At 61.1% G+C, this 25,751-nt stretch carries 27 protein-coding genes; 9 read left to right on the top strand and 18 right to left on the bottom strand.

What is annotated here, in order from left to right; genetic code table 11:
• Positions 1-169 precede the first annotated feature (169 nt).
• Positions 170-943: a DeoR/GlpR family DNA-binding transcription regulator gene (locus tag AC2YI2_RS12500; protein ID WP_487386790.1), complete on the top strand. Its 774-nt coding sequence runs from the start codon at positions 170-172 to the stop codon at positions 941-943.
• Between the two features lie 51 nt (positions 944-994).
• Here AC2YI2_RS12500 and AC2YI2_RS12495 read toward each other — a convergent pair whose 3' ends face one another.
• The 3 genes from AC2YI2_RS12495 to cbiE all read right to left on the bottom strand — a co-directional run bounded on the left by AC2YI2_RS12495 (position 995) and on the right by cbiE (position 3,229).
• The gene (locus tag AC2YI2_RS12495) at positions 995-1,201 is read right to left on the bottom strand and encodes a hypothetical protein (RefSeq protein ID WP_487386789.1); all 207 of its coding nucleotides are present in this window, start codon (positions 1,199-1,201) and stop codon (positions 995-997) included.
• A gap of 86 nt (positions 1,202-1,287) precedes the next feature.
• Positions 1,288-2,052 carry a precorrin-4 C(11)-methyltransferase gene (gene cobM, locus AC2YI2_RS12490; protein WP_487386788.1) on the bottom strand — a complete coding sequence of 255 codons (765 nt, stop codon included), beginning with the start codon at positions 2,050-2,052 and terminating at the stop codon, positions 1,288-1,290.
• A gap of 13 nt (positions 2,053-2,065) precedes the next feature.
• Positions 2,066-3,229 carry a precorrin-6y C5,15-methyltransferase (decarboxylating) subunit CbiE gene (gene cbiE / locus AC2YI2_RS12485; protein ID WP_487386859.1) on the bottom strand — a complete coding sequence of 388 codons (1,164 nt, stop codon included), beginning with the start codon at positions 3,227-3,229 and terminating at the stop codon, positions 2,066-2,068.
• Between the two features lie 67 nt (positions 3,230-3,296).
• Between cbiE and AC2YI2_RS12480 the strand changes: the two genes are divergently transcribed.
• Entirely contained in the window at positions 3,297-4,052 is a 756-nt protein-coding gene (locus tag AC2YI2_RS12480) for a cobalt-precorrin-6A reductase (RefSeq protein ID WP_487386787.1), read from the top strand.
• On the opposite strand, the gene AC2YI2_RS12475 is transcribed toward AC2YI2_RS12480, so the two are convergent.
• From AC2YI2_RS12475 to cobF, 5 genes are all read right to left on the bottom strand, one after another.
• Positions 4,031-4,795 carry a precorrin-3B C(17)-methyltransferase gene (locus tag AC2YI2_RS12475; protein ID WP_487386786.1) on the bottom strand — a complete coding sequence of 255 codons (765 nt, stop codon included), beginning with the start codon at positions 4,793-4,795 and terminating at the stop codon, positions 4,031-4,033. The two genes, AC2YI2_RS12480 and AC2YI2_RS12475, sit on opposite strands and share 22 nt — an antisense overlap.
• On the bottom strand, positions 4,792-5,529 hold the full coding sequence (locus tag AC2YI2_RS12470; RefSeq protein ID WP_487386785.1) for a precorrin-2 C(20)-methyltransferase: 738 nt from the start codon (positions 5,527-5,529) through the stop codon (positions 4,792-4,794). Before AC2YI2_RS12470 ends, AC2YI2_RS12475 begins: the two co-directional genes overlap by 4 nt.
• Complete coding sequence (locus tag AC2YI2_RS12465; protein WP_487386784.1) at positions 5,526-6,161, bottom strand: precorrin-8X methylmutase; 636 nt, start codon at positions 6,159-6,161, stop codon at positions 5,526-5,528. Before AC2YI2_RS12465 ends, AC2YI2_RS12470 begins: the two co-directional genes overlap by 4 nt.
• Complete coding sequence (cobG, locus tag AC2YI2_RS12460; RefSeq protein ID WP_487386783.1) at positions 6,158-7,525, bottom strand: precorrin-3B synthase; 1,368 nt, start codon at positions 7,523-7,525, stop codon at positions 6,158-6,160. The genes AC2YI2_RS12465 and cobG overlap by 4 nt, the downstream gene beginning before the upstream one ends.
• 70 nt (positions 7,526-7,595) lie before the next feature.
• Positions 7,596-8,366 (bottom strand): precorrin-6A synthase (deacetylating), encoded by a 771-nt coding sequence (gene cobF / locus AC2YI2_RS12455; RefSeq protein ID WP_487386782.1) that lies wholly within the window; start codon positions 8,364-8,366, stop codon positions 7,596-7,598.
• Positions 8,367-8,533: 167 nt separating this feature from the next.
• Between cobF and AC2YI2_RS12450 the strand changes: the two genes are divergently transcribed.
• Entirely contained in the window at positions 8,534-9,307 is a 774-nt protein-coding gene (locus AC2YI2_RS12450) for an NAD kinase (protein WP_487386781.1), read from the top strand.
• Positions 9,308-9,472: 165 nt separating this feature from the next.
• On the top strand, positions 9,473-10,105 hold the full coding sequence (locus tag AC2YI2_RS12445) for a GntR family transcriptional regulator (RefSeq protein WP_487386780.1): 633 nt from the start codon (positions 9,473-9,475) through the stop codon (positions 10,103-10,105).
• 3 nt (positions 10,106-10,108) lie between these two features.
• Here AC2YI2_RS12445 and AC2YI2_RS12440 read toward each other — a convergent pair whose 3' ends face one another.
• From AC2YI2_RS12440 to AC2YI2_RS12425, 4 genes are all read right to left on the bottom strand, one after another.
• Positions 10,109-11,353: a glycosyltransferase gene (locus tag AC2YI2_RS12440; RefSeq protein WP_487386779.1), complete on the bottom strand. Its 1,245-nt coding sequence runs from the start codon at positions 11,351-11,353 to the stop codon at positions 10,109-10,111.
• Positions 11,343-13,445 carry a glycosyltransferase gene (locus AC2YI2_RS12435; RefSeq protein WP_487386778.1) on the bottom strand — a complete coding sequence of 701 codons (2,103 nt, stop codon included), beginning with the start codon at positions 13,443-13,445 and terminating at the stop codon, positions 11,343-11,345. The genes AC2YI2_RS12440 and AC2YI2_RS12435 overlap by 11 nt, the downstream gene beginning before the upstream one ends.
• A complete protein-coding gene (locus tag AC2YI2_RS12430; protein WP_487386777.1) occupies positions 13,435-14,694 on the bottom strand; it encodes an HlyD family type I secretion periplasmic adaptor subunit in 1,260 nt (419 codons plus the stop codon). Before AC2YI2_RS12430 ends, AC2YI2_RS12435 begins: the two co-directional genes overlap by 11 nt.
• Before the next feature lie 128 nt (positions 14,695-14,822).
• A complete protein-coding gene (locus tag AC2YI2_RS12425) occupies positions 14,823-16,496 on the bottom strand; it encodes a type I secretion system permease/ATPase (RefSeq protein ID WP_487386776.1) in 1,674 nt (557 codons plus the stop codon).
• A gap of 442 nt (positions 16,497-16,938) precedes the next feature.
• Between AC2YI2_RS12425 and AC2YI2_RS12420 the strand changes: the two genes are divergently transcribed.
• Together AC2YI2_RS12420 and rpmG are read left to right on the top strand one after the other, a co-directional pair.
• Entirely contained in the window at positions 16,939-18,117 is a 1,179-nt protein-coding gene (locus AC2YI2_RS12420; RefSeq protein WP_487386775.1) for an MFS transporter, read from the top strand.
• Between the two features lie 90 nt (positions 18,118-18,207).
• A complete protein-coding gene (gene rpmG / locus AC2YI2_RS12415) occupies positions 18,208-18,375 on the top strand; it encodes a 50S ribosomal protein L33 (RefSeq protein WP_258162352.1) in 168 nt (55 codons plus the stop codon).
• Between the two features lie 66 nt (positions 18,376-18,441).
• Here rpmG and AC2YI2_RS12410 read toward each other — a convergent pair whose 3' ends face one another.
• From AC2YI2_RS12410 to AC2YI2_RS12385, 6 genes are read right to left on the bottom strand one after another with little or no spacing between them, the layout of a single operon-like run.
• Entirely contained in the window at positions 18,442-18,990 is a 549-nt protein-coding gene (locus AC2YI2_RS12410; protein WP_487386774.1) for a hypothetical protein, read from the bottom strand.
• 3 nt (positions 18,991-18,993) lie between these two features.
• Entirely contained in the window at positions 18,994-19,686 is a 693-nt protein-coding gene (locus AC2YI2_RS12405; protein WP_487386773.1) for an XdhC family protein, read from the bottom strand.
• Entirely contained in the window at positions 19,686-20,006 is a 321-nt protein-coding gene (locus AC2YI2_RS12400) for an XdhC family protein (RefSeq protein ID WP_487386772.1), read from the bottom strand. Before AC2YI2_RS12400 ends, AC2YI2_RS12405 begins: the two co-directional genes overlap by 1 nt.
• 10 nt (positions 20,007-20,016) lie before the next feature.
• Positions 20,017-21,216: a vWA domain-containing protein gene (locus tag AC2YI2_RS12395; protein ID WP_487386771.1), complete on the bottom strand. Its 1,200-nt coding sequence runs from the start codon at positions 21,214-21,216 to the stop codon at positions 20,017-20,019.
• Entirely contained in the window at positions 21,217-22,146 is a 930-nt protein-coding gene (locus AC2YI2_RS12390) for an AAA family ATPase (RefSeq protein WP_487386770.1), read from the bottom strand.
• Between the two features lie 39 nt (positions 22,147-22,185).
• Positions 22,186-22,695 carry a flavin reductase gene (locus AC2YI2_RS12385; RefSeq protein ID WP_487386769.1) on the bottom strand — a complete coding sequence of 170 codons (510 nt, stop codon included), beginning with the start codon at positions 22,693-22,695 and terminating at the stop codon, positions 22,186-22,188.
• Between the two features lie 171 nt (positions 22,696-22,866).
• Here AC2YI2_RS12385 and AC2YI2_RS12380 point away from each other — a divergent pair, with 171 nt between their 5' ends.
• The 3 genes from AC2YI2_RS12380 to AC2YI2_RS12370 all read left to right on the top strand — a co-directional run bounded on the left by AC2YI2_RS12380 (position 22,867) and on the right by AC2YI2_RS12370 (position 25,608).
• On the top strand, positions 22,867-23,940 hold the full coding sequence (locus AC2YI2_RS12380) for a branched-chain amino acid ABC transporter substrate-binding protein (RefSeq protein WP_487386768.1): 1,074 nt from the start codon (positions 22,867-22,869) through the stop codon (positions 23,938-23,940).
• The gene (locus AC2YI2_RS12375) at positions 23,937-24,932 is read left to right on the top strand and encodes a P1 family peptidase (RefSeq protein ID WP_487386767.1); all 996 of its coding nucleotides are present in this window, start codon (positions 23,937-23,939) and stop codon (positions 24,930-24,932) included. Before AC2YI2_RS12380 ends, AC2YI2_RS12375 begins: the two co-directional genes overlap by 4 nt.
• A 97-nt stretch (positions 24,933-25,029) precedes the next feature.
• Positions 25,030-25,608 (top strand): hypothetical protein, encoded by a 579-nt coding sequence (locus AC2YI2_RS12370; protein ID WP_487386766.1) that lies wholly within the window; start codon positions 25,030-25,032, stop codon positions 25,606-25,608.
• Positions 25,609-25,751 lie beyond the last annotated feature (143 nt).

The following is a 25,751-nucleotide window of genomic DNA, read 5'->3' as shown; positions in this document are numbered from 1 at the left end:
TGATTTTCGTATGATTTGACCTCGGCGCACGTCCAATGTCTCGCGCACTTAACGGACTGTCAATCATGCCTGTGGCTTTTTTTGTCTTTTTGCCCGCTTCTGCGGAATTGTTGCGCGGGACGTGACAAGGGATTAAGAGTGGCGGGCATAGGCCGTCCGGCGGGATCAGATGAACCACTCGAAACGACATCGCGCAATACTGACACTGCTCCAGCAGGACGGCACGGTGACGATTTCCGATCTAGCCCGAAAGCTCGACGTCTCGCTTGAAACGGTCCGTCGCGACATCAAACCGCTCGCGAGCGAAGGCACAGTCGTCAAGATGCACGGGGCGATCAGCTTGCCCTCGATAACCGGCGAAGCCCCGTTTGAAAAACGCATGCGCGAGAACAGCGAAGCGAAGAAGGCGATCGCGATGGCAATGGCAGCCACCGTGCGCGACGGCGACTCGATCATGCTCGATACCGGCACGACAACAAGCTTCCTCGCGCGCGAGCTACTCGGTCATCGCCGGCTTACCGTCATCACCAATTCGTCGGATATTGCGCGGACGCTTTCCACCGTGAATGACAATCGCGTCTATATGGCCGGCGGCGAGCTCCGCAGCGACAATGGCGCTGCCTTCGGCGTCAGTGCCATCGAATTCGTCAGCCGCTTCAGCGTTACCCATTCGGTGATTTCCGCCGGCGCCGTCGATGCGGTATCGGGCATTATGGATTTCGACCTTGAAGAGGCCGAATTTGCCCGCATGGTAATTTCCCGCGGCCGTCGTTCGGTCGCCGTCACCGACCACAGCAAGTTCGGACGCCAGGGGCTCGTAAAAGTCTGCGACTTCTCTGATATCAACGAGATCATTACCGATAGCGGTCCACCAGACGACATCATCAATGCGCTCGACATCGCGTCTGTCCAGCTGACACTGGCGACCGGAGCGGAAGCCTAAGTTTTGGGCTGGCGGGCACATCGTCCCGCGTGGAGATCTCTCTCGGCGTGATCAATACCAGATGCGCGCCTGGCCGGGATTGAAGTTTTCACCCTGTGGTGACTTGCGGAAGCGCTCGCCGATCCACGCCCAGAATGTCGTGGCGCGGGGCGTTTCGTCGTCCTCGGCCAACCCATAGACCGGGCCTGTCTTTGGCCAGCTCTCGAGGCCGGCGAGTGGATGGGTAGTCCGGAAGTCCTGGGAAGCAGTATGGCTCACGGAGCGGTCTCCTCAATTCGCAGTACCGTCAAACGGACAGGCTGCGACATGGTTCCGCCCAAGAAGACCTCTTGGAGAGCGTTTCTTCAGAAACCGTCGCGCCCGCGGAAGCGGCGTTGATAGTCGGGATCATAGAGGGCGCTTTCCCGGAAACCGTCAGCAGTCAGGCCCGGTCCGACGAAGATAAGTGCCGTCCGTTCGATCGGTTCGGCCGCGACAAGACTCTCGATCGTCGAAAGCGTGCCCTTGAGGATCCGCTCGTCCGGCCAGCTGGCCTTGACGACGATCGCCACCGGGCAATCGACGCCATAGAGCGGCGCGAGCTCCGCGACGACCTGCGGCAGGGCGTGGATCGCGAGATGGATCGCGAGCGTCGCGCCGGACTGGCCGAAGGCGGTCAGCGTCTCGCTGTTGGGCATGGGGGAAGCCCGACCGGAAACACGCGTCAGAACAAGGCTCTGCGCGACCGCCGGGATCGTCAACTCGCGGCCGAGTGCGGCGGCAGCCGCCGCGAAGGACGGCACGCCCGGCGTCATCGTATAGTCGATGCCATGGCGATCCAGCCTGCGGATCTGCTCGGCGACGGCGCTCCAGACCGAGAGGTCGCCGGAATGGAGCCGCGCGACGTCCTGGCCGTTGGCGGCGGCATTGAGATATTCCGCCTCGATCTCGTCGAGCGACATCGGTGCCGTGTCGACAATCCGTGCGCCCTCGGGGCAATATTGCAGCAGTTCGGGCGAGACGATCGAGCCGGCATAGAGGCAGACCCGGCAGTCGGCGATCAGCTTTGCGCCGCGCACCGTGATCAGGTCGGCGGCCCCCGGCCCTGCGCCGATGAAATGTACCTTCATGTCTCAGTCCTTTTCACGGGGCCTTCCTGACCCAGCTCCACTGGGTGACGGGCATGGCCGGCCGCCAGCCCTGCATCCCGCCCACGGGTATCGCGCGCGAAATATCGAGGCGGATCAGCGAGCCGCCGAGACGCGCCTGCTGCGCCAGCAGCACGGCTTCCATTTCCAACGTCACCGCATTCGCGACGAGTCGACCGCCCGGCTTGAGCGCCGCAATCGCTGCCTCCATGACACCTGTATCGCTACCGCCGCCGCCGACGAAGATCGCATCGGGCTGCGGCAGGCTTTCCAGAGCCATCGGCGCAGAGCCAGTCACCACACGGAGACCGGGAACGCCGAAACTCGCAGCATTGCGCGCGATGCGATCGGCGCGCTCGGCATTGGCCTCGATAACGACCGCCCGCATGGCAGGATGCGCCAGCATCCATTCGATCGAGATCGAGCCAGATCCGCCACCGATATCCCACAGCAGCTCGCCGCGGCGCGGGGCAAGCGCGGACAAGGTCACGGCACGGATTTCGCGTTTTGTGATCTGGCCATCGTGGTCGAACAGGCTGTCATCGATGCCGGCCGCGAGCGGGATGATCCGAGCAGCGTCGCCTGCCACCACCTCGACGGCGCACACGTTGAGTGCGCCAATGGTCTCAAGCGAAAAAGTCTCCGCCTGGTGATGTGTAATCCGCTCGCGGTCGCCGCCCAGCGCTTCAAGTACCGTAAGCCGCGATCTGCCAAAACCGTTGTCAGTCAGCAGTGTCGCCAGTTCCGGCGGCCCCTTCTCGTCCGAGGTCAGCGCGATAATGCGCGCGCCCGGCTGCAGATGTGGCCTGATAAGATCGAGCGGCCGGCCATGCAGCGAGACCAATGCCATGTCCTGGATCGGCCAGCCGAGCCGCGAGGCGGCCAGGCTGAAGGAGGACGGCGCCGGAATCGTCAGCATTTCGGACGGATCGATGCTCCGCGTCAAGGTGGCGCCCATGCCGAAAAGAAAGGGGTCTCCCGAGGCGAGCACGCAGACAGTGCGGCCTCGGGCCGCCTTGATGAATTCGACCGAATTTTCGAGCGGCGACAACCATTGATGTCTCTCGCCGGTGATAAGTCCGGCTGCCAGTTCGAGATGCCGCGCGCCGCCGCAAACGAGGTCGGCATTGGCGATCCTGCGCTTGGCCGCGTCGCCCAGCCCGGCTATACCGTCCTCGCCGATGCCGACAATGGTGAGCCACGGCGATGATTTTGCGAGTTCAGCCATGGCCAAGCACCGTATCCTGATCCTGGGCGGCACGACCGAGGCGCGGCGCCTGGCCGAAAAGCTGGCCATGCGCGACGATGTCGAAGCGGCGATTTCCCTTGCGGGCCGAACCGTTGATCCCAAGCCCCTGCCCTTGCCGACTCGAATTGGAGGATTCGGGGGTATCGAGGGCCTGGTTGATTATCTGGCTAAGGAACGTATCGACCTGCTTGTTGATGCGACCCATCCCTTCGCTAACCAGATCTCCGCCAATGCTGCTGCCGCTGCCCAACGGTCGGGGATTGCGCTTTTTGCATTGCATCGTCCGGGCTGGGACGCTGTCGCTGGTGACAATTGGACACGCGTCGAGGGCGTCGAAGCGGCTGTCGCCGCTCTCAACGGCAGACCACGCCGCATCTTTCTCGCGATCGGTCGCCAGGAAGCCGGGCGCTTTTCGGCTGCGCCGCAGCACAGCTATCTCGTCCGCAGCGTCGATCCGGTCGACCCGCCGCTCTCCGTGGCCGATTGCCGGTACATGCTCGCCAGCGGCCCCTTCGGCGAAGCTGACGAGCGAAAGCTGCTTCAAGACGAGCGCATCGATGTCGTCGTCACCAAGAATTCGGGCGGCAGTCCGACCTATGGGAAGATCGCGGCCGCGCGCGCGCTTGGCATTGAGGTGATCATGATCGAGCGCCGCCAGCCGCCCGGCGTCACCGCCGTCGGCACGGTCGAGGCGGCGCTTGACCTCGTGGATCAATTGCTGCCTCCGGCATAGAAGCGGGGCGTGTAGACGAGGTTTGGCAGGTTTGGCCGCGCGAGGACGCGGGTCTCTGGCGAACCGATCATCACGCAGGTCGCCATATCAGCCACTGTCGGATCCGCCTCCGCAAGTGGCATCACGGTGATCTGTTCATCCGGCCGTCCGGCCGCACGGCCGAATATAACCGGCACCGTGCCCGGCAGGACTTCGCGAAGGATTTCAAAGGCTTTTCCGAGCTGCCAGGGCCGCGCCTTGGAGATCGGATTATAAAGCGCAATGACAAGACCTGCTTCGGCAACCAGCCGCAGGCGTCGTGAGATCACGGCCCAAGGCTTCAAATTGTCCGAGAGCGAAATCGCACAGAAATCATGACCTAGCGGCGCGCCGGACCGGGCCGCGACGGCGAGCATCGCTGTCACCCCGGGGGTTACCACGAGCTCGATGTCCCGCCATTCCGACGGCCCGTTCTCGATCGCCTCGCAAACGGCTGCGGCCATGGCGAAGACGCCGGGATCACCGCCGGAGACAACGGCAACCCTGACGCCCGTGGCAGCGCGGGTCAGCGCGGCGCTCGCGCGATCCAGTTCCTCACGGTTGTCGGAGGCGAGCTTGCGCTGGTCACTCCGGAGCGACAGCCGGTCGAGATAGGGAAAATAGCCGAAGAATTCTTCCGCCTTCTCGACGGCGTGCGCGGCTTCCGGTGTCATCTGCTCGGGATTGCCCGGGCCCGTCCCGATGACATAGAGCGTTCCGGTCACGGCTTTGCCTTCCAGCCGGGTACGAGGACGATCGAGAAATACGGCGCCTCGTCGTTGGGCTTCGTCGCCAGCGGCATCATCTGCGTATTGGCCATCGTGCCGCGCTCGACATAGATCGCGTCATTGATGCGACCCGTCTCGGCAAGCGCGCGGCGGATCTTCGGCAGGTTGCGACCGACCTTCATGATGACGGCGGCTTCAGTGTCGTTTAGCCGGCGAACCAATTGGTCTTCGTCCATCGTGCCTGGCAGCACGGAGAGCACGTCATCGCCCTGCACAATCGGAACGCTAGCCTGCGACCAGCAGCCGGACATGGCTGTCACGCCCGGAATAACCTCTGCGGCATATCGCTTGGCGAGCCGGACATGGAGATGCATGTAGGAGCCGTAGAAGAGCGGATCGCCCTCGGAGAGCACGACGACATTGCGGCCGGCATCGAGATGCTCCGATATCGCCTTCGTAGAAGCCTCGTAGAAGCCGGTGACCTGATCGATATATTCCGGCTTTGCACGATGGATTTCCGTGGTCACCGGATAGTAGAGCGGCAGCTCGATCGTGCCCTCGCCCACCATGCCCTCGACAATGCCTCGGCCATTGCCGCGCTTGCCTTCCTTGGCGAACCAGGCGAGCACATCGGCGCTGCCGATGGCTTTCACGGCCTTGACGGTCAGCAGTTCGGGATCGCCCGGGCCTGTGCCCACGCCGATTAGGCGTCCTGTCAAAACCGCACTCACAGGCCCTGCCTCGCCAGCGAATTGAGGGCGGCAGCCGTCATCGCGCTGCCACCGAGGCGACCGCGAACGATGGCATAGGGCACGCCATAGGAATTCTCCGCCAATGCTGCCTTGGATTCGGCCGCACCGACAAAGCCGACGGGCATGCCGAGAATCGCAGCCGGTTTGGGCACGGCACCGTCGCGAAGCAGTTCCAATAGATAGAAAAGTGCTGTCGGCGCATTGCCAATCGCTACAACCGAGCCAGCCATGCGTTCGCCCCACAGTTTGATTGCGGCGGCCGAGCGCGTATTGCCGATCTCCTTGGCGATTTCGGCCGTGCGCGGATCGCGCAGGGTACAGATCACTTCGTTGTTGGCAGGCAACCGGGCCGCCGTCACACCATGCACCACCATATTGGCGTCGCAGAAAATTGGCGCGCCGGATGCCAGGGCCCCGCGGGCGGCCTCGACGAAGCCAGGTCCGAATTCGAAAAACTGCGCCGCATCGACCGAGCCTGCGGCATGCACCATGCGCACGGCCATATCCGCTTCGGCTTCACTGAACCGGCTGAGATCGGCTTCGGCACGGATGATCGCAAAGGACTGCTCGTAAATCGCAGTTCCGTCGCGGATATAGTCGTATTCGGTCATTGTCCGTCCAGTGTCAGAGCCGCAATGATCCGCGCCGGCCCCAATCTCGCAAGGCAGTCGCGGGCAGTCTCGCCCGTCTCCTTAGCGCCTGCCACGAGCGAAGCAAGTCTCTCCAAGGCAATTCCAAGGTCATTTGCGGCAATGTAGAGGACCGGCGTATCCGACGCCGCACCATTTACGACAAGGCCGTAGCCTGATGGCGCACCGGTGAGCGTAAGTGGCGACGGCGCGGGATGCGCACAGCCTTTGGGACAGCCCGAGAGATGCAGGGTAAGCGAACCGTCAAGCAAATCCGGCGCCCGGTGCGCAACGTCCTCCGCCACAGCCTGGGTATCGAAATGCGCCGAAGCGCAGCCAGCGGTGCCGGCACAGAGCGAAATATTTGCACGGGGCTCGCTGGCATTCGTCCAGAAGCCGTGACGTCGCGCAGCAGCCTGCGCTTCGCCGGTCTCGCGATCCTGCATGCCGGTCACGATCAGGCCGTGACCGGGCGCCAGGCGGATGTCAGAAACGCCAAGGATTTCAATTTCATCCAGAAAGGCGATGAGATCGGTGGATTGAGCTTGACGATAAGGAAGTGCGAGCCCCAGCGTGGCTAAGCTTTGTGCCGGCAGCGTGCCGAGTTTCTGGACGCCAAGGAAAGATTGAATCTCCGATCGGAGGGCTGGTTCAAGCGCCGCCGGATCGTAGAGATTGTCCAGCATTTCGACCTGCAGGTCCTTGCCGCGCGCGGTCGGCCCGATAGCCGCGATGGCCTCCAGCATGTCCAGAACCGCCCGCGCGGCGTCGTGCCGGTCGATGACCGCCACCTTGCGCGCCGAGCGATTGGTGCCGCCAATCGCCATCAGAAAGCGCCGCCCGTCGATCGCCGTAAGGCGTATATCGGCCGTGACAGCGCCAAGGTGAAATCGCCCCCCGCCGTCCACCGTTATCGCGAGCTTTGGCGCGAGCGCAAGCGCCGGCTCATGCGCTGCCACGAGGCTCCTGATTTCCTCGGCGATCGGTCGAGGATCGATCATTTCGTCCGGGTCGATGCCGGCAAGCGGCGGCACCTCGACCATGACGCCACTCGCCGGAATTATGCCGGCCGCCAGCACCGCCTGTTCGAATGGCGCCACCGTTTCCGGCCGCAATCCACGGATCTGCAGGCTTCCCCGGGCAGTGACTTCGAGAATGCCGTTGCCATTCTCGGCTGCTGCCAAAGCCACGGCCCGCAACTGCGTCAGCGTGACCCGGCAATCCTGGGGTCTCAGCCGCGCCAACAGGCCGTCGCCAGTGCGCATCGGCCTGCCGAGCGTCGGGCAAGCGCCGCGGCGCAAGGCCGAAACCTCCGACTGAAAACCTGCAATCACCTGAACTGTCATAACGTCATCCTGCGTCTAACTCGACTAAACGCCTTCTCGCGTGGACGAGCAAGCTGAGCCTTGTCTTCGATCAAGGCTCGTCGAAATCCGCACCCTTGCGCAGCAGGTAGATATCCATGATCCAACCCATTTCCGCCCTCGCCTGCCGCCGGCGCTCGAGGATTTCATCGGACTTCTCCGAGAGCTTGCCGGAAATGGTGATCTCATGCGGCGTGCCGAGATAAGCGCCCCAGAAGATCGTGGCCTCGGCATCGTCGACCTTGGAGAAGGCCTGTTCGCCATCGAGCATCACGGCGACCGTTTCGCTCCTCGCAGGAAAACTCTCGGAAAGTCGCCTTCCGGTGGTGATTTCCACCGGCTTGCCAACGAGATTCAGCGGAATCCGATGCGCCGCGCACAGCGCCTGCAGGCTGGTAATTCCCGGGATAACGGAAAACTCGAATTCGACTGTCCCCGAAGCCCGCACCCGCTCGATGATGCGGATAGTCGAATCATAGAGCATGGGATCGCCCCAAACAAGGAAAGCACCAGTCTCTTCAGGTCCGAGTTGCTGAATCAGACCCGCATGAATGTCGGCGATCGCCGCGTGCCACTGGTCGACGCTGTTGTTGTAGGTTCGGTCGGCTGTGCGCCGTTCCGGCACCGCGAATTCGACTGTGCGGCTTTTGGGATTGCTCACATAGCGCTCGATGATCTCGCGGCGCAGATCGGCCAATTCCGCCTTGTTTGCCCCCTTGGTCGGCACGAACAGCACATCGGCGCCGTTGAGGGCATTGATGGCCTGGACGGTCATATGTTCAGGATTGCCGGAGCCGATGCCGACGATGAGTATTTGGCGCATAGTGTCAGTCCTGTTCGCCGCAACATAGAGGCGTTTGCAGCACCGTTCATGCCCCTAAGCGCCATGCTGCGTCAAATGTATAGGCCCTGCCGCAGGTGATAAGGGCTTTTGATCGTTGATGTTTTGCTATAGCACTTGGCTCCCGGCCAACAACCGATCGAGTGTCCATGCCACGCGAGTTTCGAGCCATAGCCTTCACTGCCTCCACCGCCGACGAGGCGCAGGCGGGCCTGAAGGATCTATCGGATCGTTATGCCAATGTGTCGATCGACGAGGCTGACGTGATCGTCGCGCTCGGCGGCGACGGCTTTGTGCTGCAGATGCTGCACCGAACGATGAATTCCGGCAAGCTGGTCTACGGCATGAACCGCGGTTCCGTCGGATTCCTGATGAATGAATATTCGACCGATGGCCTGCTCGAAAGAATTCGCGACGCGGTAGAGAATTCCATCCATCCCCTGACAATGGAATCTGTTGACGAAAGCGGCGAAAAGCGCACCGAATTGGCCATCAATGAGGTGTCGGTGTTTCGCCAATCGTATCAAGCGGCCAAGCTCAGGGTTCGCGTCGATGGACGCGAGAGGCTCGCTGAACTGATCTGCGATGGCCTTCTGCTTTCCACGCCCGCAGGTTCCACTGCCTATAACTTCTCGGCGCACGGACCGATCCTACCGCTTGAGGCACCGCTTCTTGCGCTCACGCCGATCTCCGCCTTCCGGCCGCGGCGCTGGCGTGGCGCACTGCTGCCGGACCGTGTGCAGGTCGATATCGAAGTTCTTGAGCCGGCGAAACGTCCGGTCAACGCGGTGGCTGATCACGACGAAGTCAAGTCGGTGGTCAAGGTCAGCATCAAGCAATCGAAAGAGCACACGGCTTGGCTGCTCTCCGATCCGGATCATTCCTGGTCCGACCGGATCCTGGCCGAGCAGTTCATCGACTAGCGCGAAATCGGTCGCAGTTCTGCGGCATCCGCGCTTTCAATCCACAAACATTCCGAGGAAAACCTGCCAGACGGGTGGCCTTAACACCATTCGTGATATATCACTCTTTGGAGCATTCAAAATGCGACATGACAGCCTTGATATATCAGTCGCGGAGTAAACTGTTTGGCAGAGCCCGTCGAGTCCCACAGCCGTCTCGCCTATCTTCGGCTCGAAAGGCTGATCGTGACGCTAGAACTGGCGCCAGGCTCGATGGTGACCGAGAAGCAGCTCATCGCGCTATCTGGACTTGGGCGCACGCCGGTCCGTGAAGCAATTCAGAAGCTGGAATGGCAAGGGCTGATCGCGGTCCGCCCACGTGCGGGCCTGCAGATCACGGCGCTCGATCCCGCCCACCCCGCAATGATCTACCAAACGCGGCGGCAGCTCGAACCACTCGCCGCACGCCTCATGGCCGGCCATATCGACGCAAGGGCGCGTGAGGCGCTGATCGCCTGCGCCAAGGCGATGACCGAATGTTCAGTTACCGGCGACAAGGCCGGCTTTCTCGACGCGGACAAGCTTTTCGACGAGATCCTGGAGAGAACCTGCCCCAATCCCTTCATCGTTCAGGCGCTCTCGGCTCTGCAGACCCATGCGCGCCGATATTGGTTTGACGCCGCTGATGACAAGGCGCTCGACACGTCGGTCAATCTCCATGTGAAAGTGATCCGTGCCCTGCTGCAAGGTGATCCGGATGCGGCCGAGGCGGCGATGCGGGACCTGATTGATGGCATCGCGAGCGCGGCATCGCATTAGCTGTCAGCTCAGATAGAGCGCCGAATAGGCGGCCAGCAATTGCTTTCGGGCCGGCACCTGCCGTTTCGGCGAGCCGATCACAAGCGAGGGACAGTCGAGCACGCGTTCCATTTCGGTCGCCAGTGCCGTTGGATGTGATTCTGCGGCGACGAGCCCAACATCGTAACGCCTCAGGATTTCCGGCGCGCCGCCATGCGGATAGGCGATCACCTGCTTGCCATGATGTAGTGCCTCGTAGATCACCAGCGGTGCATTTTCCCACCAGAGCGACGGGAACACCAAACGGTCGACATCGGCCATCTGCGTGCGCAAATCCTCCTGGCGGTAGGCGCCGAAGAATTGGATCGCAGAGCCGAGAGCGTGCTTTGTGGCATCCATGCGATCCTTCAGCGATTGATCGTGGATGAGTTGAGCGCCGTGGACATGGATCCGGAAACCTGACCTGCCCTTCGCTTTCAGGATGCCCGCGGCATCAAGCAAATCGCCGAGCCCCTTGACCGCGGAGATATTGCCGAAATAGGCGAAGACAGGATCGCTCCCACTCCGATGCTGTGTCGTTTCGCAGATCTCAGCGTCGCCGAGATAGGCATTTTCAACGAATTCAATCGGCTGCCGGACAGACAGGTAAGTTTCGAGCTTGGATCTGAGGAAATGGGACGGCGCAACGATCTTGTCGAAAAGGTGAAGCGTCGCCGTGATGTTCTGCCGTCTCAAGATCAGATCGCCGGCGTCCACATTGGAGAAGCACTTCGGGCACTCGGCCAGATTTGGTCCGAGGCAACGCTGCTTCATGTCATGTCTGTAAAGCTGCCCGTTGTTCGCACAGATCAAGTAGAAATCATGCGCAGTGAGGATCAGCTTGACATCCGGCAGGGTGTTTCGTGTGGCGTGAATGGCTTCCAAACCGAATTGAAGTAAATGATGGAAGTGAACGACATTGGGTTTTATCGCCCTCAGATAGTCAGTGAACTCCCTGACGAAGCCAAGCTGGTCAGGCTGTTCGAGGCCGAAGCGGACGAAGCTGTCCGTGAAGAGCGCCGATTCCCGGTGGTCGGGCGACAGCGCGATCATCTGACTCCCCCTGCCGGGTGTGATCTGGGCGCCATCGAGCGCGCCGAGATACCAGCTGTCGATGCCCTCCTCTCGGGCCTGGCGATGGAGCGCCAGGGCCGTGAGTTCGGTGCCGCCGGGATGAAATCGCGGGTGATTGTGGGCAATTTGCAGGACGCGCTTGCCGCTAGCTGGCATGATGCGCCTCGGGCGTCGCGGCGATCAGCGCCTCGATCGTCTTCGACCAGCGCAGGCTGTGAAGCGCTCGGTCATAAATCGTCGAAGCGGAATCGCGATCACGATCGGCTTCCGGCCCCGACTGTCGCTCGAAGTGGAACAGCGTGACCGATGGCACGTAAAGACAGAGCCCTCCTCGAGACCGGAGCTTGAGACAGAGATCACTGTCTTCATAGTCGCCGGAGATGAACTCGGTCGCGAAACCGCCCGCGACGAGAAAATCTTCGCGACGCAGGACCATCAAGGCAGCGGTCGCGGCGGGTACTTCGCGTTCCACATTAGCGGGCGGAAAATCCCGACCGTAGCCATTGAAGAAATGCATCTTCTGCCAATGACCGTTCGGCAAACGAAGGAAGGACATGCCGGCATGCTGAAGACTCTCATCCGCATAGATGAGTTTCGGGCCGATGACCGATGATGGCGGCAGGGTGGCAAGCCGCTCGGTCATGTCCGCCAGCCAGCCAGGCGCTTCGGGGATGACGTGCGAATTCAAAAGGACGATGGTCTGCCCCGCGGCCTCGCGAACAGCAAGATTGTTCGCCAACGCATTGCCACCATTGCGCTCCAGGAGCACGAGCCGGATGTCGAGTGCGAAGACATGGACAGCACCGCCTAGTATCTGGCGTACTTGATGCGCGACCAGCGGATCGTCGACGACATAAACAATCTGACAGATTGATTTCACAAGCGGATCGGCATCGAATGCGATGAGCTGCGGTCGGATGAATCTGAGTTCTCGACCGAGCGGAATGACGATTGATACCGCGCGCGTGGACCGAGTGCCGAGATCCAGGATTTCGCTCACGCGCTGCCTGTCGTTCAATGCGGCCTGGATGGGCCTCACAGCGGGCAGGAAGGTCTTCTTTAGTGCGTCGAGCGTGAAACCCGCCGGATTGATGGAATCCAGAATGCGATCCCGGGTCGCTCTATCATCGTTCTGACAGCTGCGAACAGACGTGACGTGGCGTTCGCCGTTTTGCAACTCTACTATCAACGTGACGCTGGGCGGGGCGGCATACCCGTCTTGCCGTGCCGCAAAGGCGTGAAACTGCCGCACGGCGATTATCCCGCTCCCCATCGCGACTTTGGCTGGCGCGACGGCCCATTGTCCGAGCAGCCTGTGGTCAACGAGGCCGTAATCGACGAGCCATACGTCTTTCAGCTGCTGGTCGGGGTCAACGAACCAACCACTGACGAAGAGTCCATGCTGCATCGAAAAGGTGTGCGTGATCTCAAGGCGAAATCCGTGGGAGGGCAGCACGACGGTGGTTGGGAGGGAGTCACTTCGCCCCAGCACAGCAAGTCCGATCCGTGCTGCGCTATCCCAGATCGCGAAAAGATTTAGCGCCTCAGGCAGTTTCCGAGCTTGGGATTGGCTAAACGCTGTTATGTCGCGGCTCTGCCGAACTTCGACATCGGCTATCGAGACGCCGTGTGGAGAGATCAGCAGCATCCCGTCGCCTGAGGGAGTGCACGTGAGGTCTGTGACTGCCAGCTTTATGTCGTTGCGGCGCCCGATCGGCCGCTCCACCGCCTTGACCTCGCCGATCGTCAACTGGTCGGCAAAGGAAACAATCAGGCTGCCCTTCCTAACCCTCAGACGCTGAGACACTTCGCAGATCGCAGTATCGATGGTCTCGACGCGGTGGATAGTCATTCGCCCCTTGGGAATTCCGTCGGCAGACAGAAGGCGGTTGAACTCGCCGCGGAGAACATCATCCCTTCTCAAATTGAAAGTCTGGGCGACCAGGCGAAACACAGTAGTTATTAGCTTGGTGTGTTCGGACGCGTTCAGTTCCAATCGCGCTGAAAATTCAAGCAATCCCACGATCTGGAGGTTACCAGCGTCTGTTCGGTGGTCGATTCTTGTCTTAAGCAGGAAGGCCGTAACGGCGCGTTCATCAACGCAAAGATCGAGCCGCCGTGTGGTCTCACGGCGGAAAACCTTCTCCACCGCCTCCACCCACGGTCCGGCGACGAGATAGGCAACTTCACCGATTCTGCAGACCAGTTGCGGTGCTGATTCCGCGCACGTCCTTTGCTCACTGCTCACGGAAGGCCCTGCTAAAACTTCGCCGGATGGGCTCGGTGAGATAGGCAAGCGCAGTCCGGTCGCCGGTGACGATATAGACCTCGGCCGACATGCCCGGATAGAGAAAGAGGTTCGGCTGCGCCTTGAGCTCGGCCTCGTCGATTTTCGCCCTAAAGGCAAAGCGCACGTCTCCCGTCCGCTCGTCGACGATACTGTCGGGCGCGATATAGATCACATGGCCCACAAGTGGCCTGAGTTCCGCGGCGCCGAAGGCACTGAGCTTGATTTCCGCCTTTTGGCCGACGCGCATCTGGTCGATATCCCTGGCGGCAGCAACGCCCTCGATCAACATCGGCTGGTTCGCCGGGACGATGTCGAGTACCGGGCTGCCGGCGGTCAGCGCGGAACCCGGCGTGCGGATCCTGATGTTGGCAATGATGCCATCCTGCGGCGCGCGGATCGCGGCCTTGGCAACGACGTCTTCCGCCGAAATGATCTGCTGGCGAACATGCACGATATTGGTTTGCGTCTGTTGAATTTCGACCGAGACGCTGCGGAAGTAATCGTTGCGCCGGTTTGCGACTGAAAGCTCAAGCTGCCTCTTGCGCTGGCTGTTCTCGGCAAGGACGGCATCGGATTCACCAATCCGGCTCTTCAGATCAAGCAGTTGAAGATATTTGGCGTTGAACGCAGCGGCGGTAATGAGTTTTCGCGCTTGCAATATTGTGTAGGTGTCGACTTCCCGTCTTACCACGGCTTCCTGCTCGACCCAGGATCGGCGACGCGCTTCGATCGCCAGCCGCTGGCTCGCGAGCTGCGCAATGCCCGACTCGTCAGCCGCAATCTGGTCGCGGAAAAGGCTGGTTCGCTCAATGAACAATCTCCTTTCCGTGAGGAGCACGTCGCCGGCGGCCGTCGTCTCCATTCCCTCCGGCACCTGTGTCTCGTAGGAAAAGGTTTCGCTCCCATTGCGCTCGGCGACGAGGCGCGCAAGCTGTGCCTTGTCAGCAAATTGCTGCTGTTTGAGTTGCAAAAGTTGGGATTCGCTGCGGGTGGCGTCCAATCTCGCGAGGACTTCGCCCGCTTTGACCTCGTCACCCTCCCGCACCACGAGCGCCCTGAGCGTGCCGCCCTCAAGATGGGAAACTGTCTTGGTGCTGCTTTCGACAATAACGCGCCCGCTGGCGATGGCTGCAGAACTGAGTTCGGTAGAGCCCGCCCAGAGGAAGAAGCCCCCGACACCGACGATCAGGGTGAAGATGCCCAACATGATGGGGCCTCGAAGCGAAGCCCCGTGTGCCTCTTCCTCCTTCACCACCGCGGCCCAGTCGCTCAGAGCAATCCGATTCGCAGCAGCGGCGTCCTTGTACTCTCCGAAAGAAAGTGCCAGGTGCGCCATCACTCGGCCCCTTCGGCGGCAACAGCGCGAATGCGCTTGCGGCGCTCCGCAACGCTGGTCGCTGCAAGCGCCGCCATGACATCATCCCTGTCGCCGAATTGCGATACCGCGCCGTTTTCAACGACCATCATCTTGTCGGCGATGGCCATGACGGAAGGTCGGTGCGCGATGAGGATGACGATGGCGCCGCGCGCCTTGCATTGTTGGATCGCGTCGATCAGCGCCAGTTCCCCTTCTCCGTCGAGATTCGAATTGGGCTCGTCGAGAATGATCAGCTTGGGATCGCCATAGAGGGCACGCGCCAGCGCCAGGCGTTGCGTCTGCCCCCCGGAAAGCATGTGCATGCCCTCCTGAACCGCCGTATCGTAGCCATGCGGCAACCGGCCGATCAGATCGTGAATTCCTGCCGCGCGTGCGGCGCGGATGACGTCGCGCGGATCGCTCTCCTGCATGCGGGCGATCACCTGCATGATGGTACCGTCCATGATCGAGAGGCTTTGCGGCAGATAGCCGACGGCCCTGCCAAAGGATCCGCGCTCCCAGAGATAGGTCGACTGACCGTCGAGATAGACGCCGCCGACCGTCGGCCTGGCGACGCCGGTCAGACAGCGTGCCAGGGTGGATTTGCCGGCGCCCGAAGGTCCGGCGATGCCAAGCGCCTCGCCAGGCCTCAATTCGAAATTGATGCCGCGCAGAACTGGAACGGTCCGACCTTCCGGCAGGTAGACGAGGTTTTCGACAACAAGATTGCCATCCGCCACTGGCGCCGGCATAGTCTGGCGCACCGAATTTTCGGTTTCGATCAGCCGCTTGATCCGACTCCAGGCACCGAGAGCATCGATCCACTGCCGCCCGTTTTCGACCATGCGCGCGAAGGGATTCACCGCCTGGCTGGTCAGGACCATCGCTGCAAAAAGCACGCTCGTGCTGACGGCGTGGTCCAGAACAAGGAAGGCACCTTCCGCGACGACGACCATCTGCAGGCTCTTGTGGAGGGACTTGGTCAGCGAATGGACAACGCGCGAACGAACGTTGGCGGTTCCCGAATATTCCAGCATTTCCGACTGAGAACGCCGCCAGACACGCACGAGCGCCGGCAGCATGCCCATGGCCTCGATCGCTTCCGCGTGGCGCAGCGAGTTGGCGACCTCCTGAACATGGCGCCGCTGCGCCTCGTTCGCTGCCCGAAGGGCTGGGCGTGTAAGAACGTCGGTCACAAAATTGAGACCCAGCATCACGGCGATGAACAGGATCGCCACGCCTGCATAGACCGGGTGGATGATGTAGAGCGCGGCGAGGAAGATCGTCGACCAGAAGGCATCGATGGGCATCGAGATCGCGGAACTTGCAATGAAGCTGCGCAGCTCGGCGATGTCCTTGATCACGACGCCACCTTCCATCGCGCCGCCACGCAGCGATTTGAGGACACCGGCCTGGACTGCGGGGAGATTGAGGCGTTGAGCAAAGCCCTGTGCCATGACGGCATAGGTCCAGTTTCGAGCGAAATCGAGCAGGCCATAGATCGTCACGCCGAGCACTGCGATGACAATCAATCCGTAGAGCGTGTCGTAGCTCTTGGTCGGGATGACGCGGTCATAGACCTGGATCATGAAGATCGAGCCGACCAGCGTCGCGAAGTTTACGAAAAAGCTGACGGCCGCAGCAAAAAGCAACCCGCGCAGAAATATCTTTCGGACGGACTGCAGGAGAGTCCCGGAATCTCTTGAACTGGAATTTGCCTCGGAGTTACGCAACAGACGACTTCCCGCGGATCTTGCCCCCGGCAACAACTCATGCTCTGAAGTAGACTGTTTTATACAACCCTAGGAATTATCATCTGTCAATAGGGTTGTATTGTCGACGAGCATCAACCTTTATCTCTCGACGGATAGTCGTGATGAAACACAATTTGGTCCGATCGCAGCGCTGAGATCCGGAAAGGCTCGTATACGAAAAACGTAAGGGGCAAAAATGGTGCAACGCAAAGGGAATAGCCGAATTTTTACTCCCATTGTCGCGGCAAGCATTGAAATCTCATGCCGGGCCGTCTTTATAGCGTGTGTCCGGGGGAGCCGTTTGTCCGGAGACAATCCGGGCAGATAAAAAGAGAATGCGATGACTGACACGCGGCCTGTAGAGGCCCAAGACGAAATCCATTGGCCGTCCCTGGTCGCGGCGATCGCAGCCATCAGCGCCGTGGGCATCGCGATCGGCCTGGGCCTTCCGCTTCTCACAGTCCTTCTGGAAAAGCGTGGCATTCCTGCAAGTCTCACCGGGCTCAACACGGCGATGGCGGGCGTTGCGGCAATGATCGCGGCCCCCATCACGACCAAGATTGCCCACAGCATGGGCGTCGCCAGCACCATGCTGTGGGCCGTGTTGATCGCCGCCGTCAGTTCGCTCGGCTTCTACTACATCGAGAATTTCTGGGCTTGGTTTCCGCTGCGCATCGTCTTCCATGGCGCGATCACGGCACTCTTCATTCTCTCTGAATTTTGGATCAATGTCGCTGCGCCCTCGCGAAAACGCGGGCTCGTTCTCGGTGTCTACGCCACAGTGCTGTCGATCGGCTTTGCACTTGGCAATGTCATTTTCTCGCTTGTCGGTTCGTCCGGCTTCCTGCCTTTCGGGGTTGGCTCAGCCATCATCCTTCTCGCCGCGATCCCGATCTTCTGGGCGCGACACGAAAGCCCTGTGCTTGACGAAAAGCCAATGGGACACTTCCTGCGCTATCTCATGCTCGTGCCAACGGCGAGCTTCGCGGTCTTTGTCTTCGGCGCAGTGGAAGCCGGCGGCATGGCGCTTTTCCCGATCTTTGCCAGCAAGGAGGGATTCAGCGAAGCCCAGGCCGGTTTCCTGCTCAGCGTCATGGCCATCGGCAATGTCGTGTTCCAGATTCCGGTGGGCTTGCTCTCCGACCATATTCGCGACCGTCGCAAGTTGCTGACGACCATTGGAACGGTAGGCCTCATCGGTTCTATCCTGCTGCCCTTCGTCACGCAGGACTGGCGTGTATTCTCGTTCCTGCTGCTTATCTTCGGCGGCGCGATTGCCGGTCTCTACACGGTGGGCCTCAGCCATCTCGGTTCCCGCTTCCGCGGAGCGGAACTCGCGGCCGCCAATGCTGCCTTCATCTTCTCTTATGCGGTGGGTACGGTCGTGGGTCCGCAGGCCATAGGCATCGGCATGGATCTGGTGGGCGGCCATGGCTATGCCTGGGTGATCACCGGCTTCTTCGCGAGCTTCGTGCTCTTCGCCCTGTCACGCCTGATTTTCCACCCGCCGAAGGCTTGACTTTTGCCGCGTGATGCGTAGTTTCCGCGCAAATTCGCCGTGACCGTCCTCGGATTCCACGGCGTCATCTTTTTATAAGGCAGGACGACCATGGCGAAAGCAACCACGATCAAGATCAAGCTCCTCTCGACGGCTGATACCGGCACCTTCTACGTGACCACGAAGAACAGCCGCACGATGACCGAGAAGATGACCAAGACCAAGTACGACCCGGTCGTACGCAAGCATGTCGAATTCAAGGAAACCAAGATCAAGTAATTGATTGCGGATTTCTGACCGTTTGAAGCGCCGGTATCACACCGGCGCTTTTGTTTTGCGTGCCGGCTAGCCCATTCCGCCGCAATAGAGCTCCTGGTAGGTCTTGAGCGCCTTGCGCATGGCGAGAACCTCCTGCTTGACGTCGTGGCCGATGTCGCCGCCGTCGCTCGCAAAGTATTTGTGGATGAAGATCAGCACGTTGCCCGAGCGACCGCCGGTTTCCAGCACCTTCTCGCCCTGCAGGTAGAGTTCGACCTCCTTAAGGTTTCCTTCCTGCTGGGCCTTGTTCAAATTCACATAGAGCACGTTCTGGAGATTGAAGGTCGCGGCGTAGCGTTCGCCGGTCGCCGTGACCAGCGTGTCGGCATGAATGATGCAGCGGTTCTCTTCGAAGCGATAGGTTTGCGACGCCTTGTGATCACTGAACTGCATGAGTCGTTCGGCGAAGGCAGGACGACAAGATTGCGTGCCTTGGGACGTGTTGGCGCAAGGGTCTTCGAAATAACGGCCGAAGAGCAATTCAGCAAAGGCGCGCTCGGCTTCGAAGGCAGTGGATTGTGCGCTGGCCGGCGCTGCGGCACACAGGAGCGCGATTGCCAGCACGCCCCGCCACATGGCCTAACTCCTGATTTCGCGTTTGCGGAAAGCCTGAATGATCGCGCCGAGCACGGCGACGGCAATCTCCGCCGGACTCTGCGCGCCGATATCGAGCCCGATCGGTGCGTCGATCCGTGCAATGTCTTCTGCCGTCAGTCCCTCAGCCAAGAGACGCTCGACGCGCTTGGCATGTGTCTTTCGGCTCCCAAGGGCGCCGACATAGAAGCAGCGTGAGCGCAGCGCCGAGATGATCGGAAAGTCGTCAATCTTGGGATCATGGGTCACGGCCACAAGCGCCGTATAGGCATCGAGCGGCTGCGCCGTGAGCACATCCTCCGGCCAGTCGGCAACGAGATCGATACCGCGAAATCTCTCTTCGGTCGCAAAGGCCGTACGCGGGTCGATGATACGGATATCGAAACCCGCGACCCGCGCCATCTCGGCGAGCGCCTGCGAGATATGGACAGCGCCAATCACCGCGATGCGCGGCGGCGGCACCTGGACATTGAGGAAAAGCCGCTGGCCGTCGCCGGTTTCCAGGATGCCTGACTTGCCCGAACGATAGGCCTTGTCGATCGCCTCGCGCAGATCGGGCTTTACAGTCTCTCCCTCCAGTTGCACCTGGCTCTCGCCAGTCCCGAGATCCGTGATCAGTATGGCGGCCCGCCTGGCGCGACGCGCTTCGTTGAGCTTTTCAAGATCGGAAAGCTGCATCACGCGACCTTTGCGACATAGACGGCGATGCGGCCACCGCAGGAAAGGCCGACCCGCCAGGCGGTCTCGTCGGCGACGCCGAATTCGAGCAGCTTGGGCGCACCCGAGGCAATGACATCCATCGCCTCGGAGATCACGGCACCCTCGACGCAACCGCCGGAGACCGAGCCCTCGAAATTGCCCTCCCCGTCGATGACGAGATGGCTGCCAACCGGCCGCGGCGCCGAGCCCCATGTCTCGATGACAGTGGCGAGCGCGACGTCGCGGCCCGACCTTCTCCAGTCTTCTGCGATATCCAGCGGTTCGCGGAGTTCGGACATGTGTTCCTCCTTAGAGAAGCCGGCGCGGATCGGCATCGTGGCTGCGACCCGCGGCAAGCGCTTTGGCGAGATCGCCAATGGCCTCTAGATTGTGCACGGCGCGCAATTCGTCAACATGCGGCAGCATGGCGCGTACGCCACGCGCCTTCGGTTCGAACCCTTCGAAACGCAGCAATGGGTTCAGCCAGATCAGCCGCCGGCAGGACCGGTGCAGGCGGTCGGTCTCGTGGCCGAGCAATTCGGCATCATCGCGCTCCAGGCCATCGGTGATCAGCAGCACCACAGCGCCTTGCGTCAGCACGCGGCGCGACCAGAGCCGATTGAACTCCTTGAGGGTCTCTCCGATCTGTGTACCGCCCGACCAATCCTTGACCGTCTCCGAGCAGATGGCGATCGCCTCGTCTGGATCGCGGTGGCGCATGGCGCGCGTGACATTGGTGAGCCGGGTGCCGAACAAGAAAGTATGCACCCTGCGCCGGCGCTCGGTCAGCACATGCATGAAATGCAGGAAGATGCGGGTGTATTGGCTCATTGACCCTGAAATGTCAGCAATTATGACAAGCGGTGGATGGATCTCGCGGCGCCGGCGCCACTTCGGCAGGATCAACTCCCCGCCTGTCCGCATCGCGCTTCGCAGCGTCGCTCGGGGATCCACCCTGCCCGGCCGCGTTGCGGTTTCAAAGCGGCGCGTCACCACCTTGTCCATCGGCAGCACCATGCGGCCAAGCTCACGTCTGGCCTCCGCAAGTTCGGCCGCGCCCATCTGGGCAAAATCCAGCTTGCGCAGCACCTCTCGGCCGGAAACGGAGAGCCGCGAATCGATCTCGATCTCGTCGCGTTCCTCCTCCCGGCGCGGTCTCTCGGCATGGAGCGCGTCCGACACCCGCGAGGCGGCCGCCTTGGCCTTTTCCTTGGTGCCCGCATCGGGCGTCATGCGCGACAGCATCTGGATCAGCTTGGCCTCGAAATCGCGTACCCGCCAGAAGACGTCGAAGGCGGCGTCGAAGACGGCCTGATCCTCGTGGCGCTTGACGAAGTTGCAGAAGAGTGCAGTGCGGAACTCGTCGCGCGAGCCGACGCCGATGGCATCGACGGATTCAATCGCGAGCTTGATCGCGCCGGGACCGATCTTCAACCCGGCGCGCCGTAGCACACGACCGAAATGCACGACATTGTCGGCAAAGCGGCCGATCTCGGCGGCGCTCTCCATCTAGCTCGCTGCTCTCAGTTCCGCCTTCACATCATCCAAGACCTTGCGGCCTTCCGAGCCCTGGATGCGGGCGATATCGTCCTGGTATTTCAGCAAAGCCCCGATCGTGTCCGAGATCGTCTCGGGATCGAGCGCCACCTTGTCGAGTTCGGTCAGCGCCGTCGCCCAATCGATTGTCTCTGCAATGCCGGGATTCTTGAAGAGATCGAGCCGGCGCAGTTTCTGCACATAGGAGACGATCTCACGGGACAGCCGCTCATTGCAGCCTGGCGCTTTCCGGTGAATGATCTCCAGTTCCAGATCGAGGCTCGGATAGTCGACCCAGTGGTAGAGGCAGCGACGCTTTAGGGCGTCATGCACTTCGCGGGTGCGGTTGGTGGTGATGATGACGATCGGTGGCTCGTCGGCCTTGACCGTGCCGAGTTCGGGGATCGTCACCTGATAATCGGAAAGGATTTCGAGCAGGAAGGCCTCAAAGGCTTCGTCAGTGCGGTCGAGCTCATCGATCAGGAAAACCGGAGCCCCGCCGTCACTGGCCGATAACGCCTGCAGCACTGGACGGCGGATGAGATGCTTTTCCGAGAAGATGTCGCCTTCGAGCCGAGCGCGATCCTTGACGCCCTCTGCCTCAGCCAGCCGGATCTCCAGCATCTGCGCAGGATAGTTCCACTCGTAGACAGCCGAGGAAATGTCGAGGCCCTCGTAGCATTGGAGGCGGATAAGCTTGCGGCCGAGCGCGTGTGCCAGCACCTTGGCGATCTCCGTCTTGCCGACGCCAGCGTCGCCTTCCAGGAATAATGGTCGCTTGAGCTTGAGTGCCAGGAACACGACTGTGGCGAGCGACCGGCCTGCCAGATAATCATTCGCCTCCAGCATCGCGACGGTTTCGTCGATCGAGCGAGGCAGCGGTGTCTTCAAATTCTCGGTCATTATCACTCCGGGACGTAGACGAGACGTCTTCGGCGGAGCTTATAGTGTGCGGTAGGAGCGGTCCATATAGACCAGTGCCGGATTGTGGCTGCCAAGTCGCAAGGCTGCGACTTCTCCGACAATGATCGTGTGGCTCGCATGCGGTACAAGCTTGACGATACGGCAGTCGTAGGTCGCGACCGCATCCACCAGCGCGGGCGCGCCGGTTACCAAAGTGTCCCAATTGCCATGACCGAAGCGTTCGTCCATCGAGAGCTTTTCGAGACCTGAAAACGCATGGCTGAGCGGCTGATGGTGCGAAGCGAGCGAGTTCAGCGCAAAGACGCCGCTTTCGAAGAAGATGTTGTTCTTCTCGTTATTGTGGTTGAGGCAGACCAGAACGGTGGGCGGACTGTCGGATACACTGCAGGCAGCGGTGACCGCCACGCCGCGGCGGCGGCCCTCATGCGCAGTCGTGACCAGCTGCACATGGCCAGCATAGCGCGCCATGGCATCACGATAGAGTTTTCCGTCGGCCACCGACAGTTCCGCCAAATTTCGCTTTAGCATCATGATTCCTATATAGGGCAAGCATTGAGAAATTCGAAACCTGGCTGCGACATTTTTAGCAATTTGCGCCAATGTTGGCCGATGCGTCTGGCGTTTCTCGCGTCCGCAGATCAGGTCAAGGCTTGCGCCCGCGCTCGTCCTGGTTAGAGTCGCGATATGGAAATGATGACGATGTTCAAACGCACCGCTCTCGCCCTGGTTCTGCTCGCTTCCGCCGATGCGACGGCGCTCGCGGCCGGGCCGAAGATTGCGGTCGTCGCACCCGATGAGGGCAACCTCAGGATTCTCGGCGATCAGGTGCGGATGGGTGCGGAATTTGCCGCACGCGACAGAGCTGAAATCGTTGTTATCCCGGAGAGTTGTGAAGAGGGGTCCGGCCCCGCACTTGCGAACAGGATCACCGAATCCGGCGCCGTCGCCGCGATCGGTTTCCTCTGCACCGAGTCGTTGCAGGGTGCCTTGTCCACCCTCGCCAAGGCCGACATTCCGGCAATCACGCTGTCGATCCGTTCAGAAGTCCTGATGCAGGATTCACTCAAGAAGAAGTGGCCCTTCTTCCGGCTCGCCCCATCCACCGGCGCAGAGCGCGATGCCGTGGCGAATGCGATCTTCGATCACTGGAAGGACAAGCCCTTTGCTCTGCTCGACGACGGCACGATCCTAAGCCGCGAAATGACGGACTCCGTAAGGCAGATTCTCGAACAGAAGGGCATGTCAGCGGCCTTTATCGACAATTTCCGGCCTGCGCAGGAAGTGCAGACCCAGCTCATGCGCCGGCTGAAAAAGGCCAATGTTACCCATGTCTTCGCGGCCTCCGACCGCAATGACATGTCGATCCTCGCGCGTGACGCCAAGGTGGCCGGGATCAATCTTACCTTTCTTGGCGGTGATGCGCTCAAGGGCATGAACCAGCCGGTGCCGCTTGAAGCCGGGGTCTATGCAGTCACTCTGCCGGAGCCCACGAATCTGCCTTCGGCGAAGTCCATCGTCGATCTGATGCGGAGCGAGAAGAAAGTCCCGGAAGGCTATGTTCTTCCCTCATATTCCTCTATCCAGATCGTGCTCGGCGCATCGGAGATCTCCGAAGGAAGCGGTGCTCCGCTGGCCGAGGCGCTGGTGGAAACGCCCTTCTCGACCGTTGTCGGCGATATTCGTTTCGGCAAGAATCACGAACTCACGAGCAATCCATACCGGATGCTGGTTTGGGACGGCTCCGCCTTCGTCGAGCCGCCGGTCTCGCAATGAGAGCCGGCCCACGCAATCTCATCACCGATGTCGGTGGTCTCAGCGTCGGCAATGCCGAAGACCGGCGGCTGAAATCCGGTACGACAGTCGTGATTTGCGATGCTCCGGCCACGGCATCCGCACAGGTATTGGGCGGCGCACCGGGTACCAGGGAGACGGACCTGTTGGAGCCGCATAACTCTGTACAGGCCGTGGACGCCATTTTCCTGTCCGGCGGCTCTGCTTTCGGCCTCGATGCAGGCACAGGCGTACAGGCGGCCCTGCGCGAAGATGGTCGCGGCTTTGCCGTGGGCCCGGTTCGCGTGCCGATCGTGCCCGGCGCCATCCTCTTCGACCTCCTGAACGGCGGCAAGAAGGACTGGGAGCGCTATTCTCCTTATCGCGACCTTGGATACGATGCGGCGAGAGCGGCCTCTGGTGACTTCGCGCTCGGCTCGCACGGCGCCGGCACGGGAGCGCTGACCGCCGGTCTCAAGGGTGGCCTCGGTTCGGCGTCCGCGGTTCTCGAAAGTGGCGCTACGATCGGAGCCTTGGTTGCCGTCAATGCGCTCGGCTCGGTGACCTTCGGACAAAGCGGCCACTTCCGCGCCGCCATCCATGAGATCGGCGACGAGTTCGGTGGCCTTGGCCTGCCCCATCCCCTGCCCGCGGATGCAGCCGAAATCCGCACCAAGATGAATCTCGGTCAGCCCAAGGATGCAAACACCACCATAGCCGTGGTTGCCACTGATGCCGTGCTGACCAAGGCCGAATGCAAGCGCCTTGCCGTCGCGGCGCATGATGGCTTCGCCCGCGCTATTTGGCCGAGCCATACACCGATGGATGGCGACATTGTCTTTGCCCTGGCAACCGGGACTTCGGGCCGTTCAATGGATGCTTTCGGATTCCTCGAACTCTGCGTTGCCGCCTCGGCTGTCATGGCCCGCGCGATTGCCCGCGGCGTCTATCGCGCGCATCCCGAAGACGGCGACGTGATGGCGTGCTTTCGCTAACGATCTGGAAACCCACACATTTAACCTGATTTCAAATCAAGACTGCTAGCTTCCCGGCAATCGTTGCTTATGCCTGTGCACGACCGGAGAAGAACATATGCGCCCGAAGTCGATTGCTGTGATCCTCGCCGTCCTGATGCTGCCTTCCCTTGCCATGGCTGGCCCCGACGGCATCTACCACGTCAAGGGCGTGAACCCTGACGACGGCAAGGATTATACAGGCAGCGTGAAGATCGTGCGCAAGGGCGAGATCTACCGGGTCATCTGGAAGATCGGCAGCAACCAGACAGTCGGCATAGGTGTCGGTCTCCGACTGGTCGACGGCCAGATGGTCGCGGGCGCGGCGAGCGACGATGACACGGGCATTTCGATTTCCTATTCGTCAGACAGCACCTTCGGCAACGCCACCTATACCGAATTCTCCGATGGAACCTGGCGCGGCGTCTGGGCCCACAAGGGCTATAAGAAGGTCTCCACCGAGGAGTGGATCCCCACGGCGCGTCAGATCAAGGTCAAGTCTCTCGCGGCCGTCAAACCCAAGACCAAACCGGTCAAGAAGCTCCAGGTCGCGCAGCAGGAGTTGGACGAGGCTAAGGTCGAAGATGTGACGGTGCAGGACACTCCCGCCCGCGTCATGTCCGCGCCGTTGGCGGCAAACGCCAGCCCGAAATCCTGACGCCGAAACCCACCCAAAAATCGTCAAAACGTTGCCGGCAGCCCACTTACCCAGTTGCGGGAAGCCGTGTATGCATTCACCCGGGACATAACGTCAGGCGTTCAGCCCGACGGGTGAAATTCGTACAAAGACAACACCGGAGG

The sequence above is a fragment of the Rhizobium sp. SRI_017 genome (assembly GCF_057586295.1).
This window is presented reverse-complemented; position numbering and strand designations above follow the sequence as displayed.